Origin of the sequence: Neorhizobium sp. SOG26, assembly GCF_003491345.1 — a bacterium.
In the GTDB taxonomy this organism is placed as follows: Bacteria; Pseudomonadota; Alphaproteobacteria; order Rhizobiales; family Rhizobiaceae; genus Neorhizobium; species Neorhizobium turbinariae.
The window spans coordinates 19,597-33,289 of record NZ_CP025513.1; the positions used below are offsets into that span (position 1 = coordinate 19,597).

13 protein-coding genes are annotated in these 13,693 nt (G+C 61.5%); 6 read left to right on the forward strand and 7 right to left on the reverse strand.

Features of this window, described 5'->3' with window-relative positions; translation table 11 throughout:
- From CYG48_RS16715 to CYG48_RS16745, 7 genes are read right to left on the reverse strand one after another with little or no spacing between them, the layout of a single operon-like run.
- A complete protein-coding gene (locus CYG48_RS16715) occupies window positions 1-492 on the reverse strand; it encodes a chemotaxis protein CheW (protein WP_118851737.1) in 492 nt (163 codons plus the stop codon).
- Window positions 493-2,187: a methyl-accepting chemotaxis protein gene (locus CYG48_RS16720; RefSeq protein ID WP_118851738.1), complete on the reverse strand. Its 1,695-nt coding sequence runs from the start codon at window positions 2,185-2,187 to the stop codon at window positions 493-495.
- A gap of 36 nt (window positions 2,188-2,223) precedes the next feature.
- The gene (locus CYG48_RS16725) at window positions 2,224-2,718 is read right to left on the reverse strand and encodes a chemotaxis protein CheW (protein ID WP_118851739.1); all 495 of its coding nucleotides are present in this window, start codon (window positions 2,716-2,718) and stop codon (window positions 2,224-2,226) included.
- On the reverse strand, window positions 2,718-4,787 hold the full coding sequence (locus tag CYG48_RS16730; protein WP_118851740.1) for a chemotaxis protein CheA: 2,070 nt from the start codon (window positions 4,785-4,787) through the stop codon (window positions 2,718-2,720). The genes CYG48_RS16725 and CYG48_RS16730 overlap by 1 nt, the downstream gene beginning before the upstream one ends.
- Window positions 4,784-5,152 carry a response regulator gene (locus CYG48_RS16735; RefSeq protein ID WP_118851741.1) on the reverse strand — a complete coding sequence of 123 codons (369 nt, stop codon included), beginning with the start codon at window positions 5,150-5,152 and terminating at the stop codon, window positions 4,784-4,786. The genes CYG48_RS16730 and CYG48_RS16735 overlap by 4 nt, the downstream gene beginning before the upstream one ends.
- Complete coding sequence (locus CYG48_RS16740) at window positions 5,149-5,457, reverse strand: STAS domain-containing protein (RefSeq protein ID WP_199925328.1); 309 nt, start codon at window positions 5,455-5,457, stop codon at window positions 5,149-5,151. The genes CYG48_RS16735 and CYG48_RS16740 overlap by 4 nt, the downstream gene beginning before the upstream one ends.
- Window positions 5,458-5,479: 22 nt before the next feature.
- Window positions 5,480-6,547 (reverse strand): HD-GYP domain-containing protein, encoded by a 1,068-nt coding sequence (locus tag CYG48_RS16745; protein WP_118852807.1) that lies wholly within the window; start codon window positions 6,545-6,547, stop codon window positions 5,480-5,482.
- 295 nt (window positions 6,548-6,842) lie between these two features.
- Here CYG48_RS16745 and CYG48_RS16750 point away from each other — a divergent pair, with 295 nt between their 5' ends.
- The 6 genes from CYG48_RS16750 (at window position 6,843) to CYG48_RS16775 (ending at window position 13,655) form a co-directional block, all read left to right on the forward strand.
- Window positions 6,843-7,928, forward strand: a complete 1,086-nt coding sequence (locus tag CYG48_RS16750) for a LacI family DNA-binding transcriptional regulator (RefSeq protein ID WP_199925329.1) — start codon at window positions 6,843-6,845, stop codon at window positions 7,926-7,928.
- Between the two features lie 52 nt (window positions 7,929-7,980).
- Window positions 7,981-8,850 (forward strand): carbohydrate ABC transporter permease, encoded by an 870-nt coding sequence (locus tag CYG48_RS16755; RefSeq protein ID WP_245450573.1) that lies wholly within the window; start codon window positions 7,981-7,983, stop codon window positions 8,848-8,850.
- Window positions 8,840-9,673, forward strand: a complete 834-nt coding sequence (locus CYG48_RS16760; protein WP_118851745.1) for a carbohydrate ABC transporter permease — start codon at window positions 8,840-8,842, stop codon at window positions 9,671-9,673. The genes CYG48_RS16755 and CYG48_RS16760 overlap by 11 nt, the downstream gene beginning before the upstream one ends.
- A gap of 32 nt (window positions 9,674-9,705) precedes the next feature.
- Window positions 9,706-10,995 (forward strand): ABC transporter substrate-binding protein, encoded by a 1,290-nt coding sequence (locus CYG48_RS16765; RefSeq protein ID WP_118851746.1) that lies wholly within the window; start codon window positions 9,706-9,708, stop codon window positions 10,993-10,995.
- A gap of 99 nt (window positions 10,996-11,094) precedes the next feature.
- Window positions 11,095-12,528: an FAD-dependent oxidoreductase gene (locus CYG48_RS16770; RefSeq protein WP_118851747.1), complete on the forward strand. Its 1,434-nt coding sequence runs from the start codon at window positions 11,095-11,097 to the stop codon at window positions 12,526-12,528.
- Between the two features lie 65 nt (window positions 12,529-12,593).
- Window positions 12,594-13,655: an ABC transporter ATP-binding protein gene (locus CYG48_RS16775; RefSeq protein ID WP_118851748.1), complete on the forward strand. Its 1,062-nt coding sequence runs from the start codon at window positions 12,594-12,596 to the stop codon at window positions 13,653-13,655.
- Window positions 13,656-13,693 lie beyond the last annotated feature (38 nt).

Sequence of the window (13,693 nt, forward strand, 5' to 3'; positions counted from 1 at the left end):
TCAAGCGACGAGGTCGATGGGTGATGTGATGACCGCGTCGCGTTCGACCTGCGTGAACAGCCGGGCGAGATCGACGATCACCACGAAGCCCTGCTCTTTCAGGATCACCCCGGCGATGTAATCCGACGGCCAGCTGACGCCGACTTCCGGCGGTGGACCGATGGTGGAGAGATCGAAGGTGGCGACCTCGAACACCTTGTCGGCGACGAGGCCGAGGGGGAGCGAGCGCTCCCCGAGCGGCACGTCGAGCACGAGGATGCGGGTATCCTGCGTCCTCACTGTCGGTTCCATGCCGAGCTTCAGCCGCAGGTCGATCACCGGAACCCCCTGGCCACGCACGTCCTTCAAGCCGAGAAGGAAGTTCGGACCCTGGGGAAGCCGGGCCGGCTCGTCGTGGTCAAGGATTTCCCTGACCACGCCGACCGGCACCGCAAACACCTGGCGGTCGAGGCTGAAGGTGACGAACTGACCTTCACCTGTGAGCGCTGACATTTATGCGCTCTCCCGGAAGTCACGATCTTCACCATCGGGTCCACCCATGGACAGATCAAGCGCAAAGCCCTTGGCGCGCGCCTGCTGGGCGGCAACCGTGCTGGCAGGTGCCTGGGAACGCGGGGCGGCGCGAACCGGTGCAGCGGTTGGCGCCGCGCGGGCTGCCTTGGCACGCGGGGCAGCAACTGCCTTGGTTTGCTGGCCGCCATTGATGCGGAAGAAGGAGATCGATGCCTGCAGTTCTTCGGCCTGGGCTGCAAGTTCTTCCGAGGTTGCCGACATCTCTTCGGATGCACCGGCATTCTGCTGGGTCACCTTGTCGAGCTGCTGGATGGCTTCGTTGATCTGGCTGGCGCCGATGTCCTGCTCGCGGCAGGCGGCCGAGATCTCGGAGACAAGTTCGGCCGTCTTGCGGATATCAGGAACGAGGCGGCTCAGCATGTCGCCGGCATCTGCGGCCGCCTTGACGGTATCGCCGGACATCTGGCTGATCTCGGCTGCAGCCGACTGGCTGCGTTCGGCAAGCTTGCGGACTTCGGAAGCAACGACTGCAAAGCCCTTGCCGTGTTCACCGGCACGTGCAGCTTCAACAGCAGCATTGAGGGCGAGCAGGTCGGTCTGGCGGGCGATCTCCTGGACGATCGAGATCTTGTCAGCGATGATGCGCATGGCTTCAACGGCACGGCCAACGGCATCGCCGGAATTCTCGGCATCCTTTGCCGATTCACGGGCGATCTTCTCGGTCTGTGCGGCGTTGTCAGCATTCTGCTTGATGTTGGCGGCCATCTCTTCCATCGAAGCGGAGGCTTCCTCGGCGGCAGAGGCCTGTTCGGTCGCACCCTGGCTGACCTGTTCGGAAGCAGACGACAACTGCTGGCTGCCTGCAGAGACATTGGAAGAGGCGGTCAGTGCGTCACCGACCACACCGCGCAGGCGCTCGATCATCTCGTTGACATGACCCAATAGCTCGCCGATCTCGTCACGGGTGGTGATCTTGACGCTTTCGGTCAGATTGCCTTCGGCCACACGGCGCACGGCAGACACAGCCTGACCCAGACCGCGGCTCACCGAGATCGACAGCCAGGTCGCAGCGACAATGGCAATGACCAGCGCAATAGCGGCCGCAGAGATAAAAAGCGTGCGGGTTTCGTTGTACTGGGTCGTGCCCTGCTCAACCGCAAGATTGACGTTGTTCTGGGCGAATTCCTGCATCTCAACGATCAGAGTACGGATTTCCGGACCGAGCTGGAGCAGCGGACCATTAGAGATTTCGATCGCCCGCATCTTGTTGCCCTGCGTATGGGCAGTAATCATTTCCTGCGAATGTTGCTTGAACGTACCGGCAACATCCAGGAGCTTCTGCCACTGCGGCTTGATGCCTTCCGGAGCGGTTGCAACACCCTCCTTGATCCGCTCTTCCATCTTGGCGAAGCGTTCTTCCCCAGACTTATAGTAGTTCGTCGCAGCCGTAAGATCGTCGGCGAGAAGCGCGTTCTTCTGGGCCCGAACCACTTCAGCCTGGTCAGCATTGATATCCTTGGCCAGCATCAAGCGCATGTTGGGTCCCTGAAGCATGTCCTGGAAGGCGTTGTTCAGGTTGCCGAGGCTGAGGATGCCGTAGAAGGCGATCCCCACGAGGAGGAGGAGTACGGCCGCGAATGATGCGGCGAGTTTGAGTTTGATCGTCATACGCACGATTGGGATCCTTTGTTTGGAAAGTGTTTGGCAGGCTCAGCTGCGGGTATCGTTTGAAGCGAAGATCGCCTGGAGGTCGGGAACGATGATGAACTCACCGTTGCGCTTCACGAGGCAGTGGATGTAGTCGGGGCGCCAGCGCATGCCGACGCTGGGCGGCGGCTCGCTGGCCGCCCGCATCAGGTTGGTCACCTCGTGGACGCGGTCGGTCATCAGCCCGACCAGCACCTCCTCGCCATGGAGGGTGAGCGCGATGACGACGATGCGGCTGTCGATCGTCGGCTCGCGTGGCTCCATGCCGAACGGCAGGCGGATATCGGCAAGCGGGATGACCCGGCCGCGGAAGTTGATGATGCGGCCGGCAAAGGCCGGTGCACCGGGCACGACGGTGGCCGGCACGAGGTCGAGGATCTCGCTCACCACGGCGGCCTCGAGCGCAAAGATCTCGCCATTGAGGTCGAAGGTGAGGACTTCGAGTTGCTCGCGGTTTTGCCACGGCGTCTCGATGGGAAGCTGTTGTACCGTTTGCATCAAACTGCGGCGCGAAGACGCGCCTCCTCCTGTTGGCCAAGCGTGACGAGGTGGACGACATCCAGGATGAGCGCGAGATTGCCGTCGCCCAGGATCGTGGCGCCCGAGAAGCTGTCGATGTCGTGGTGAAGCGGCGACATCGACTTGATCACCGTCTGGTGGTCGCCGATGATCTGGTCGACCACCAGGCCGACCCGTTCTGCTCCGGTGGAGACCACCACCACCTTCTGGTGCAGCTCCGGCTGGGTGCCGGTGTCAAAGATCTCCCGCAGGCGGATGAAAGGCACCAGGCTGTCGCGCAGCGAGATGAAGCTGCGGCCCCGCGAGCGCAGGTCCTCGTCGAGCGAAAGTTCAAGACATTCCTCGACCGATGACAGCGGAATGACGTAGCGGCCGCTGCCGACCCGCACCAGCAGGCCATCGATGATTGCCAGTGTGAGCGGAATGCGCAGCGCGATGGTCGAACCCTTGCCGTCCTCGCTCTGCACGTCGATGCTGCCGCGCAGCGCCTCGACCGACTTCTTCACCACATCCATGCCGACACCGCGGCCGGACAGGTTGGTGATCTTGGCCGCCGTCGAGAAGCCGGGCTGGAAGATCAGTTGCAGCAGTTCCTGGTCACTCAAGGCTTCACCGGGATGAATGAGGCCGCTGGATTCCCCCTTCGCCCGCACCCTTTGTCGATCGATGCCGCGGCCATCGTCGCGGATCATGATGATCACCTCGCCACCCGCCTGCTGGGCTGACAGCGTGATGCGGCCGGCTTCCGGCTTGCCAAGCGCGCGACGATCTTCCGGCCGTTCCAGCCCGTGATCAACCGAGTTGCGCACCAGGTGGACGAGCGGATCGGCCAGCCGCTCGATCACCGTCTTGTCGACTTCCGTGGTTTCCCCTTCGGTGACGAGATCGATCACCTTGCCGGTCTCGCGTGACAGGTCGTGGATGAGGCGGCGGAAGCGGCCGAACAGCTGGGTGATCGGCACCATGCGCAACATCATCATCGTGTCGCGCAATTCGTTCGACAGCCGCTCGATGTCTTCGGACACGGATCGAAGCGGGATGTCGGCCGAGGATGAAGCAAGCTGCGACAGCCGCGACTGGGCGATCACCAGTTCACCGACACGATCCATCAGCTCATCGAGACGTTCTGCCGGAACCCGGACATTCTCGCTCGGCTTGGTGTCGTGGATGCGTGATACTTTCTCGACAGGTGTCGCCTCGGCCTCATCAGGCTGGTGCTTGGGGTTGGGCTTGACCGCAGGAGCGGCACCGGCGGTTGTCGCGGATGTGACAACCTCTGCAGCCTCAACCGCATCAGCCGCGGTCTCTGCAACGACGGTCCTGGCAACCTCGGTGACCTCCAGTTCCATCTCGTCGAGTACGAAGATGAAGACGTCATCGATCGCCTGACGTGTTTGCCTTGTCGTCAGTTCCACCGTCCAGCCGATGTAAAGCTGGTCGGCCTCGATCTGGTCGAGCGGCGGCACCAGCGACAGGTCGGCTGCAATGACGGCAGGCCCAAGCTCGCGCAGCTCGTTCAGCAACCCGACCGGGTTGGTGCCATTGACCATGGCATTGGCCGGCAACCGGAAGGTCAGCTTGAAGGTGGTCTCGACAGGACCGCGCGGCTTTGCCGGCGGCGTTGCTTGTGACTGCGCCAGCGATAACGCTGCGCCATCCGGCTGGTTGCCTCCAGCGCCATCAACGGCCGCGTTCAACTGCGCCAGCAGACGCTCGCCGGTCACGTCGTCCTTGCCGGATGGATCATCCACCAGCGCCCGCATATGGTCGCGGGCATCGAGGACGGCCGACACCAGCGCATTGGTGGCCGGGACCTCGCCCTTGCGGACACGGTCAAAGGCGGTCTCGCAATGGTGGGTAAAGGCGGCAAGCGCATCAAAACCGAACATTGCGCCCGAACCCTTGAGCGTATGCAGGCCGCGGAACACCGCGTTGATCAGGTTCTTGTCGTCAAGGTCGTTCAACAGGTCGAGCAGGCCGTTCTCGATCTGCTCGAGCAGTTCCCCCGCTTCCACACGAAAGACCTGGACTGGATCAGGAGTACTCATTTGCCCAATACCTTCCGTACGATTGTCACCAGCCGCTCCGGATCGAAGGGCTTGGTCATCCAGCCGGTGGCACCGGCCTGTTTGGCGCGCGCCTTCAAGGCGCCGTCGGATTCAGTGGTCAGGAAGATCATCGGCAGGCCCGCCTGCGACGGGAGCTTGCGCACTGCCTCGATCATCTCCAGTCCGTTCATGTTCGGCATGTTGAGGTCGGTGACCACGAGGTCGAAGGCGCCGTTGCAGATCTTGTTCAGTCCGTCCTGGCCATCGACTGCCTCGGTCACCTGGTAACCGGCATTGGACAGGGCAATGGTCGTCGTCATCCGCACGCTGGCGGAATCATCAACCGCAAGGATACGGGCGCTCATGGCTGGGTCGCCTCGCATCGCCAGAAGGCTTGCGCCTCCGGACCCAGACCCGCCGCCTGCACCAGGCCCAGCAGGTCGTCATCGGCCGGTTCTGCAAGCGACAGCGTCCGACCATTGCGGGCCGCGTAAATCCGCGCTGCCTCAACCAGTTGCACGAAGCTTAGGTCGACATTTACGGCCTTTGGCAGCCGCAGCGACAGCGAGGCATGCTGCTGCAGTGCCTCCAGGATCATCTGCTTCAGGGCAGGCGCCTGGCGGATCGTCAACGGTGGAGGAATATCAAGGTCTGCAGGGGCAGAAGACATGGTTGTTTCTCTTCTCATGGGTCTAGGCGGCCGCGCTGCCAAGCGCTGGCCCGTTGAAACTCGCCGCAACCGGCAAAAAACGCTCCGCAATCGCACACCAACAACGAAGGAAAGCGGCAACACAGCTTGGGTCGAACAGCGTTCCGGCGCCGGCAAGGATCTCGTCCCTCGCCTCTTCCAGTGGCCATGCGGGTTTGTAAGGTCGCTCGGCACAGAGTGCCTCGAAGACATCGGCGACCGCGGCGATGCGCGCTTCGAGCGGAATGGCAACGCCAGCCAGGCCGGCCGGATATCCGGAACCATCCCAGCGTTCGTGGTGACCGCGCGCGATGATCTCCGCGGTGCGCAGTGGCTCATTGTCGGCGTTTTCCAGGATCTTGACGCCGATCTCCACGTGGCGCTGCATCAGCGCGTATTCTTCTTGCGTCAGGCGGCCCGGCTTTGACAGGATTGCATCGGGAATTCCAATCTTGCCGACGTCATGGAGCGGCGCCGCAAGGTAGATCGTGCGGCAAGTCTCCGGCGGCAGGCCAAGTTCCTGCGCGATCAGGAAACAGATCATCGCCATGCGGGACATATGTTCGCCGGTCTTGCCGTCGCGGGCATCAACCGCGCGCGCAAGGCGCCAGAGCATCTCCTCTTCCCGCTGCTCGAGCGCCAGGTTGGCGAGCGAAACGGCGCCATCGAGCATCTGGGCGCGTTCGCAGATTTCCAGATGGGCGCGACGCAAGGCAAGCAGGTTCCGGACGCGGGCGAGCAACTCAATGGCATCAATCGGCTTGCGCAGGAAATCGGTAACACCCGCTTCAATCGCGCGGCGGTGGATATCGGCGTGACCGTTGGCGGTGATCATCACTAGGGGCACGGCTGCGTAGGCCGGCATCTCCCGAAGACGGCGGATGACGTTGATCCCGTCCAGGTCCGGCATCAGGTAATCGCAGATGACAAGATCGAATTCGATTGCGGTCGCATCGACCAGCGCGTCCCAGCCGGACTGGTATGCGTGTAGATCAACATCATCGAGCAACCGCAGATGGCCTTGCAGGGCAACGAGTGCCGAATGGCTGTCATCGATGAGGGCAATACGCATGAGGTTCTCGGGACGCGGCGGAAACAGGCGGTCAGTGAGAGACGCATCATGCGGCTTCAACAATTGCAGAGACAACAATTGCTGGAACAGCTTTTGCGCCTCAAATATTACCAGAAGGTTTAAACGCCACTGTCGGGTATCTCCCTTGGAGTTGTAGTTAACCGTGAGTTGCGCGCTTCAGCGCGGCTGTCTCACGTCGCAGAAACTAAAGCTGGTGCCCTGTCGAAAATTCCGCTTGCATAACCGCGTCCACCTGTTAAACGTTTTACTGTAAAACGTTTAACAGGTGGACGCGGTGACACGAAGAAGGGCGACGCTGAAGGATGTTGCCGATCGGGCAGGAGTTTCGATCGCCACCGTCTCCAATGTGTTTACCGGGCGCAAAGCGGTAAATGACGAGCTGCGCATGCGTGTCGAACGGGCTGCCAAAGAGCTCTCTTTCCAGATCGACCGCGCCGCCTCCCAGCTGAAATCGGGCAAGGCGCGCGTGGTTGGCGTTCTTGTTCCAGATCTCGATGATACCTTCTTCACCTCCCTCATCTCCCGCATCGAACTGATGGCGCTCGAGGAAGGTTATGACGTCATCGTCGCAAGTTCACGCGATGACCGGCAGTTGGAAGAGTCCCGGTTGCATACCCTGCTCGGCTGGCGTCCGTCCGGCATCATAGCCGTCCCCTGTTCCGACACCGTTCCGACGATCCTGGCGCGTGAAGTGGCCCGGCTGCCGACGGTGCTTGTCGACCGTGTCGTTCCCGAGGCTGCGACCGCCGATACCGTGACAATCGACAATTTCGAAGCCGGTCAGATTGCCGGTCGATATCTTGTGGAGATGGGCCATTCAGACATCGCGTTGGCCGCCTCGCATCTCGACATCGCACCGATCCGCGAGCGCGTCCGCGGCGCGGTCTCGATCGTCCAGGAACTGACGGGCAAGGAGCCCGTCGCTGTCGCATTGGGATCCAACGCCGAGCGTGGGGCCGACATCTTTGCGCATTGGTTGGAGCGGCATCCGCTTCCCTCTGCCGTCTTCGCGCTGACCAACGTGACGACGCTTGCTGTTCTGACGGCACTTGCGCGGCAAAGGATCGACATCCCCGATCAGGTCTCGCTCATCGCATTCGACGATTATACCTGGATGAGCGCGCGTAAAACGGCATTGACCGCCATCCGGCAGCCGGTTGACGACATAGCGCGCCTCGCGTGGGAGCGGCTGCAACTGCGCATGGAGGGCGACGCCTCCCAGCCGAGGCCAAGCATCCTCAGCACAACGCTGCAAGTGAGAGATTCCACGCGCCGGATTGCGCGCGCAGGCGACGAGGAGCCTGCCGTTGCAGAACAAGGATCGGCTGCCGCGGGAGAACGGCAAAACAGCATCCACTAGCCAGCCTAGTGGCGACACATGAAATGCCCTTCTGGGAGGAAGTAGTTTGCGTTTGAACAAGATCACCGAAGCGATACCGTTTCTGGCGCCGGTACAGATACTGATCCTCAGTGTCATCGTCATACCGTCGCTGTACGTTATCTGGCTTAGCCTCAATGCCTCGAGCTTCGGACAATCGGCGACCTTCGTTGGCCTCGATAACTATATCCAGGTACTCAGCGATCCGGCCTTCCTCCGGGCGCTTGGCAACACGGTAATGATCGTCATCTTCGCCGTGCATCTCGAACTGGCGCTGGGCCTCGGCATGGCGCTGCTGTTTGCAAGCGGACTGCCGGGCCGCCGTGTCCTGCTCGTCGCGGTACTTGCACCCTATGCGGTGAGCGAAGTGATTGCGGTCGCCATGTGGCGGTTTCTCTTCGACCCGGATGTCGGCCCTGTCACAGCCATGCTGTCTTGGCTTGGCCTGCCGATGCTAGACTGGTCTTTCGAGCCGTCGCACGCGCTGATCATGATCGGCTTGCTCACCATTTGGCTCCACCTGCCCTTCACCTTCATCATCCTTTACGCTGCGCGCCTGGCCATTCCCAAGGATCTCTATGAGGCGGCCCGCATTGATGGCGCGACACCGTTTGACGCGTTCAAAAAGGTGACGATGCCGCTTCTTGGACCAGCAATCGTAGTCGCTCTCCTGTTCCGTTACATCTTTGCTTTCCGCATCTTCTCAGAAGTCTGGCTGATGACGCAGGGCGGGCCGGCCCGCTCGACCGAGGTGGTGGCCGTCTACCTTTACCAGGAAGCCTTCAGCTACAACGCCTTTGGTACCGCGGCCGCGACCGCTTGGATCATGGTGCTCGCGTCGCTGCTTCTCGCAACCGGTTATGTTTTCCTTCTCCGCAAGCAGGTGGCCGGCAATGCGCACTAAAAAGCTCGCCATCGGTATCGGAAAAGCCATCGCTGTCGTCGCCATCCTGGTATGGTCGCTGTTCCCGATCGGCTTCATCGTAATGTCTTCGCTGAAACCGGGCCAGGATATCTTCGCGGTGCCGCCGAAGTTCGTCTTCTCGCCCACGCTGCAGCACTACGTGCAGCTTTGGAACGGCTGGGGTGTGTTCTTCGGCGGGTTGTTGAACAGCACCATCATCACCGCTGGGGCGACCATCATTGCGATCACTGCCAGCACGGCCGCCGGTTATGTTTACTCACGCTACAGCAGCCGAATGCTGAACGCGAGCGTGATGTTCCTGATCATCGTGCGCCTCATCCCGCCGATCGTCGTGACCTTGCCGCTCTTCCCGATCATCAACGCGATCGGCCTCAACGACACCCATATCGTGCTGATGGTGCTCTACGCGACGTTCTTCGTGTCGCTCGGCACGGTGCTGATGCGCACCTTCATTGACCAGATCCCGCGCGAACTGGACGAAGCAGCTCAGATCGACGGTGCCGGCCGCATGACGATCTTGCGCCGGGTCATCGTGCCGCTCGCCGCACCGGGCATCCTGGCCGTTGCCGTCTTCGTTGTTGTCTTTGCCTGGAACGAGTTCCTGTTCGCCTTCATCTTCACCGGCACCAACGCAAAGACTGCGCCGCTGGTGATCTCCGAGATGATCGGCTCGATCGATGGGGTGGACTGGGGCGTCCTTTTCGCAGCCTCGACGGTCCAGCTTATCCCCGTGCTGCTCTTCGTCATCTTCATGAACCGTTATCTCGTCGCCGGCCTGACGGCAGGCGCGACCAAGGGGTGATGCCACAAATGTCTGAAAAGGGAGGAAAACACATGTCAGACAAGCTACTGAACCTTACGCGACGCAGCTTTCTCGGAACTGCCATGGGCGGCGCGGCAGCGCTCGCCGCAGGCCAGTCCTTTGCGGCTGGCAAGACGCTCAATGTCCTGAGCCATAAAGTGCACCAGACGGTGCTCGGCACAGGCGATGGTGACCTTCTGAAGGACTGGAAGTCTGCCAACGACGCTGACGTGTCCTGGACGACGTTTGATTCAAACCCGTTGCAGGACCGACTGTTCCGCGAGGCGAGCCTCAGTTCAACCGACTTCAACGTCGGCTACATGGTCGACAACCGCCCGACGAAGCAGATCGCTGCCATGTTCGAGCCGCTCGATGCGTATCTGCAGAAGGACGGGATCGAAGATTTTGAGGACATCGCACCAGGTCTCGTGCAGGGCATGACGGTCGATGGCAAGCTGATTGGCATCCCCGTGCGTCATGCCACGCAGGGCCTGTTCTACAACGAGGCATTACTTGAAGAGCAGGGTATCAGCGCCCCGCCAACCACGTTGGAAGAACTGGCTGAGCAGGCCCAGAAGCTGACCTTCACCTCAAAGGCTGGCACGCCCGTCGCGGGCATGGTGCTGGCGAGCGACCTTGCTGTGTTCCCGGTCATGTTCGCCCGCGCCTTCGGTGGTGATTTCATCAACGCGAAGTTCGAGTTGCTGCCGAACCCGGAGGCGATGGAGAAGGGCCTTTCTGTCCTTCGCAAGATGTTCGAGACTGGCGCCCTTCCCCGCAGCTATGCGACCACCAAGAACGACGACCAGGTGACCTGGCTGCAACAGGGCCGCGCCGCCTTCACGGTCTTGCCGTTTGCTCGCTTCGCGCAGTTGAACAACAAGGAACAGAGCAAGTTCCCTGGCAAGATCAAGGCGATCGAGTTCCCGATCTCAGCGGACCTCAAGGGCAAGATGCCGATGTCTTCGATCGTCGAAGCCTGGGGCATGGTGATCCCGGCGAACTCCAAGGACAAGGACCTCTCCTGGAAGTTTATCAAGGAGGTCTCGAGCAAGAGCGCGACGCTCGGTATGGCGAAGAACGGCAACGGCCCGGTTCGCGTGTCGACCTATGCCGACCCGGCGATGTCGAGCAACCCTGTCGCCGCCGTCGAGGCAGCTGTGCTGAAGAACGCCCGCGGCGCATTCCCGCCCTTCCCTGAAGCCGCACGTGCACAGTCGATCTTCCTTGAGGAAGTGCAGCTTGCCGTGCTTGGCCGCAAGGAGGTCAAGGAAGCCGTGGCGTCCATCGCCACCCGCGTGAAGCCGCTGCTGCAGGCTTGAGACGTCTGAACACCGTCCGGGCGGACGCGCCCGGACGGACGAAATGCCATTGGCGGAACGACAGGGGCTCGTAAGCCCACCACGAAAGAGATCAGGACTATGCTGAACACCACCAACCGATCCATCCAGGAGCCTGCGCGGGCGACACCCGTCACGGCCGAATATGACGTGCTCGTCATCGGCGGCGGCCCTTCAGGGCTCACTTCGGCGCTCGCAGCCGCAGAGGATGGCCTGCGCGTCGGTCTCATCGAAAGCCGTAGCTTCGTCGGCGGCAATATGACGATCGGCCTGCCGGTGCTGGGCTTCCTCGGGCAGAAGGGCAACCAGATCATCGAAGGACTGCCGCAGAAGTTTATCGACCGGCTTAAGGCCCGCCACGGCGCCAGCGAACACCGCCCCTGCCCCTTGCACATGGGCATCACATTGGTTGAACCGGAAGCTGTCAAGACGGTCGCGCTCGAAATGCTGACCGAGGCAGGCGTTGAAGTCCTGTTCTACACCTTCTGCGCCGGCGTTGTTATGGACGGCGACACGATCCGCGGCGTCATTACCGAGAGCAAGAGCGGCCGCGGCGCGATCCTGGGTAAGGTCGTCATCGACTGCACCGGCGACGCCGACGTAGCCTACCGCGCTGGTGTGCCTTGCGAGAAAGGCAACGAGCATGGGGGCATGCAGCCTCCGACACTGATGTTCTGCCTCGCGGGCGTCGACACCGAGAAACTGCGTCTCAGCATCGCCAACCAGCCGCCGCAGGCGCGGACCTACCTTACCGACTTCATTCCCGCAGAGTATTTCGGCCAGAACAACCAGTTCATCATCGTCGGCCTGCGCGAACTGATTGCCAAGGCTCAGAACGAGATGGGACTGGCGATCCCCAACGAGCGAACGATCATCATCACCGGCCTTAAGGCAGGCGAAGTCTGGATCAACATGACGCGCGTCAAGGGCGTCGATGGCACCGAGGCCGCGAGCCTGACCATGGGCGAGATCGAAGCGCGCGCGCAGATCGACGACATCGTCACCTATCTCATCAACTACGTGCCGGGCTTCGAGAAGGCCTACTTCACCAAGACCGCCCCCTTCCTCGGCATCCGCGAAACCCGCCGCATCATCGGCGAATATGTGATGACCCAGGAAGACGTTCTTGGTTGCCGACATTTCGATGATTCCATTGCGGTGGCAAGCTACCCGATCGACATCCACCGCCCGTCTGACGACGGCTGTACGCTGATCTGGTGCGGGGACTGCTACGACATCCCCTACCGCTCACTGATCCCGACGAAGGTGCGCAACCTGATCGTCGCAGGCCGTGCAATCTCCACCACCCATGAAGCGATGGGCGCGATCCGCGTCATGGCCACCTGCATGGCGATGGGCGAAGCGGCAGGGCGCGCGGCCAAGATCTCCGTGCGGGGTAATCGCGCGCCGCATGAGATCGACGTCAAGGAACTCCGCCGCCAGTTGATTGCCAAGGGCGCCTACCTGCGCACCAAGGACAGCGCCGAACGAGCACGCGAACTGGAAGACGCCTGAGGGTTGCGGGGCATTCTCAAAACGATTGCCCCGCAAAAACCTACGGCTCGGGAGAAGGTAAGAAGATGGCTAGTTTAAGCTTGGCCGGGCTCAAAAAGAGCTTTGGCGCCGTCGACGTCATCAAGGGTGTCGATCTAGAGGTGAAGGACGGGGAATTTGTCGTGTTCGTCGGCCCGTCCGGCTGCGGCAAATCCACGTTGTTGCGGATGATTGCAGGTCTGGAAGAGATATCGGGCGGCGAACTCCATATCGGCGGGCGGCTCTGCAACGACCTTGAGCCGCGCGAACGTGAAATCGCCATGGTGTTCCAGTCCTACGCGCTCTACCCCCACATGACCGTCTACGACAACATGGGCTTCGGCCTGTCGCTCAACAAGACACCCAAGACGGAACTGGATGCTCGTGTTCGCGAAGCGGCCCGTATCCTGAAGATGGAGCATCTCCTGGAGCGCAAGCCGAGCCAGTTGTCCGGCGGCCAGCGTCAGCGCGTCGCGATCGGCCGCGCCATTGTCCGCAAGCCCGGTGTCTTCCTGTTCGACGAGCCACTGTCCAACCTCGATGCGGCGCTACGCGTCGACATGCGGATGGAATTGGCGAAGCTGCACCGCGAACTTGGCGCAACGATGATCTACGTCACCCACGACCAGATCGAGGCGATGACGCTCGCTGACAAGATCGTCGTGCTCGATGGCGGCCTCGTCCAGCAGGTGGGCTCACCGATGGAGCTCTATAAGAACCCGGTGAACAAGTTCGTCGCCGGCTTTATCGGTGCGCCCAAGATGAACTTCCTGCCGGTCAAGGTTCAGTCGGTTCAAGGGGACATGGCAAGCGTCGCATCCGAGGCGATGGGCCCGATCCTCGTCCGCAGCAGGGGCTTCAAGAGTGGCGACAGCGCCCTTCTTGGGATCCGGCCGCAATATCTGAAACCCGGCAAGGCGGCAGAAGGAGAAGGCAGCATCGGTGGGAAGATCGTGCTGGTCGAAAGGCTTGGGACGGAAACGATCATCGCCATAGATACGCCCGCGAACGAGCGCGTCGTGGCATCCGTGCCGGTCGATATGGAACTGTCATTCGGCGGCACAGCCGAATTCCAGTTTGCCCCGGCATCCGCACATCTCTTCCACTGATCGCTACCTAGCGATCACGTCAAACTCATTGCACGCCC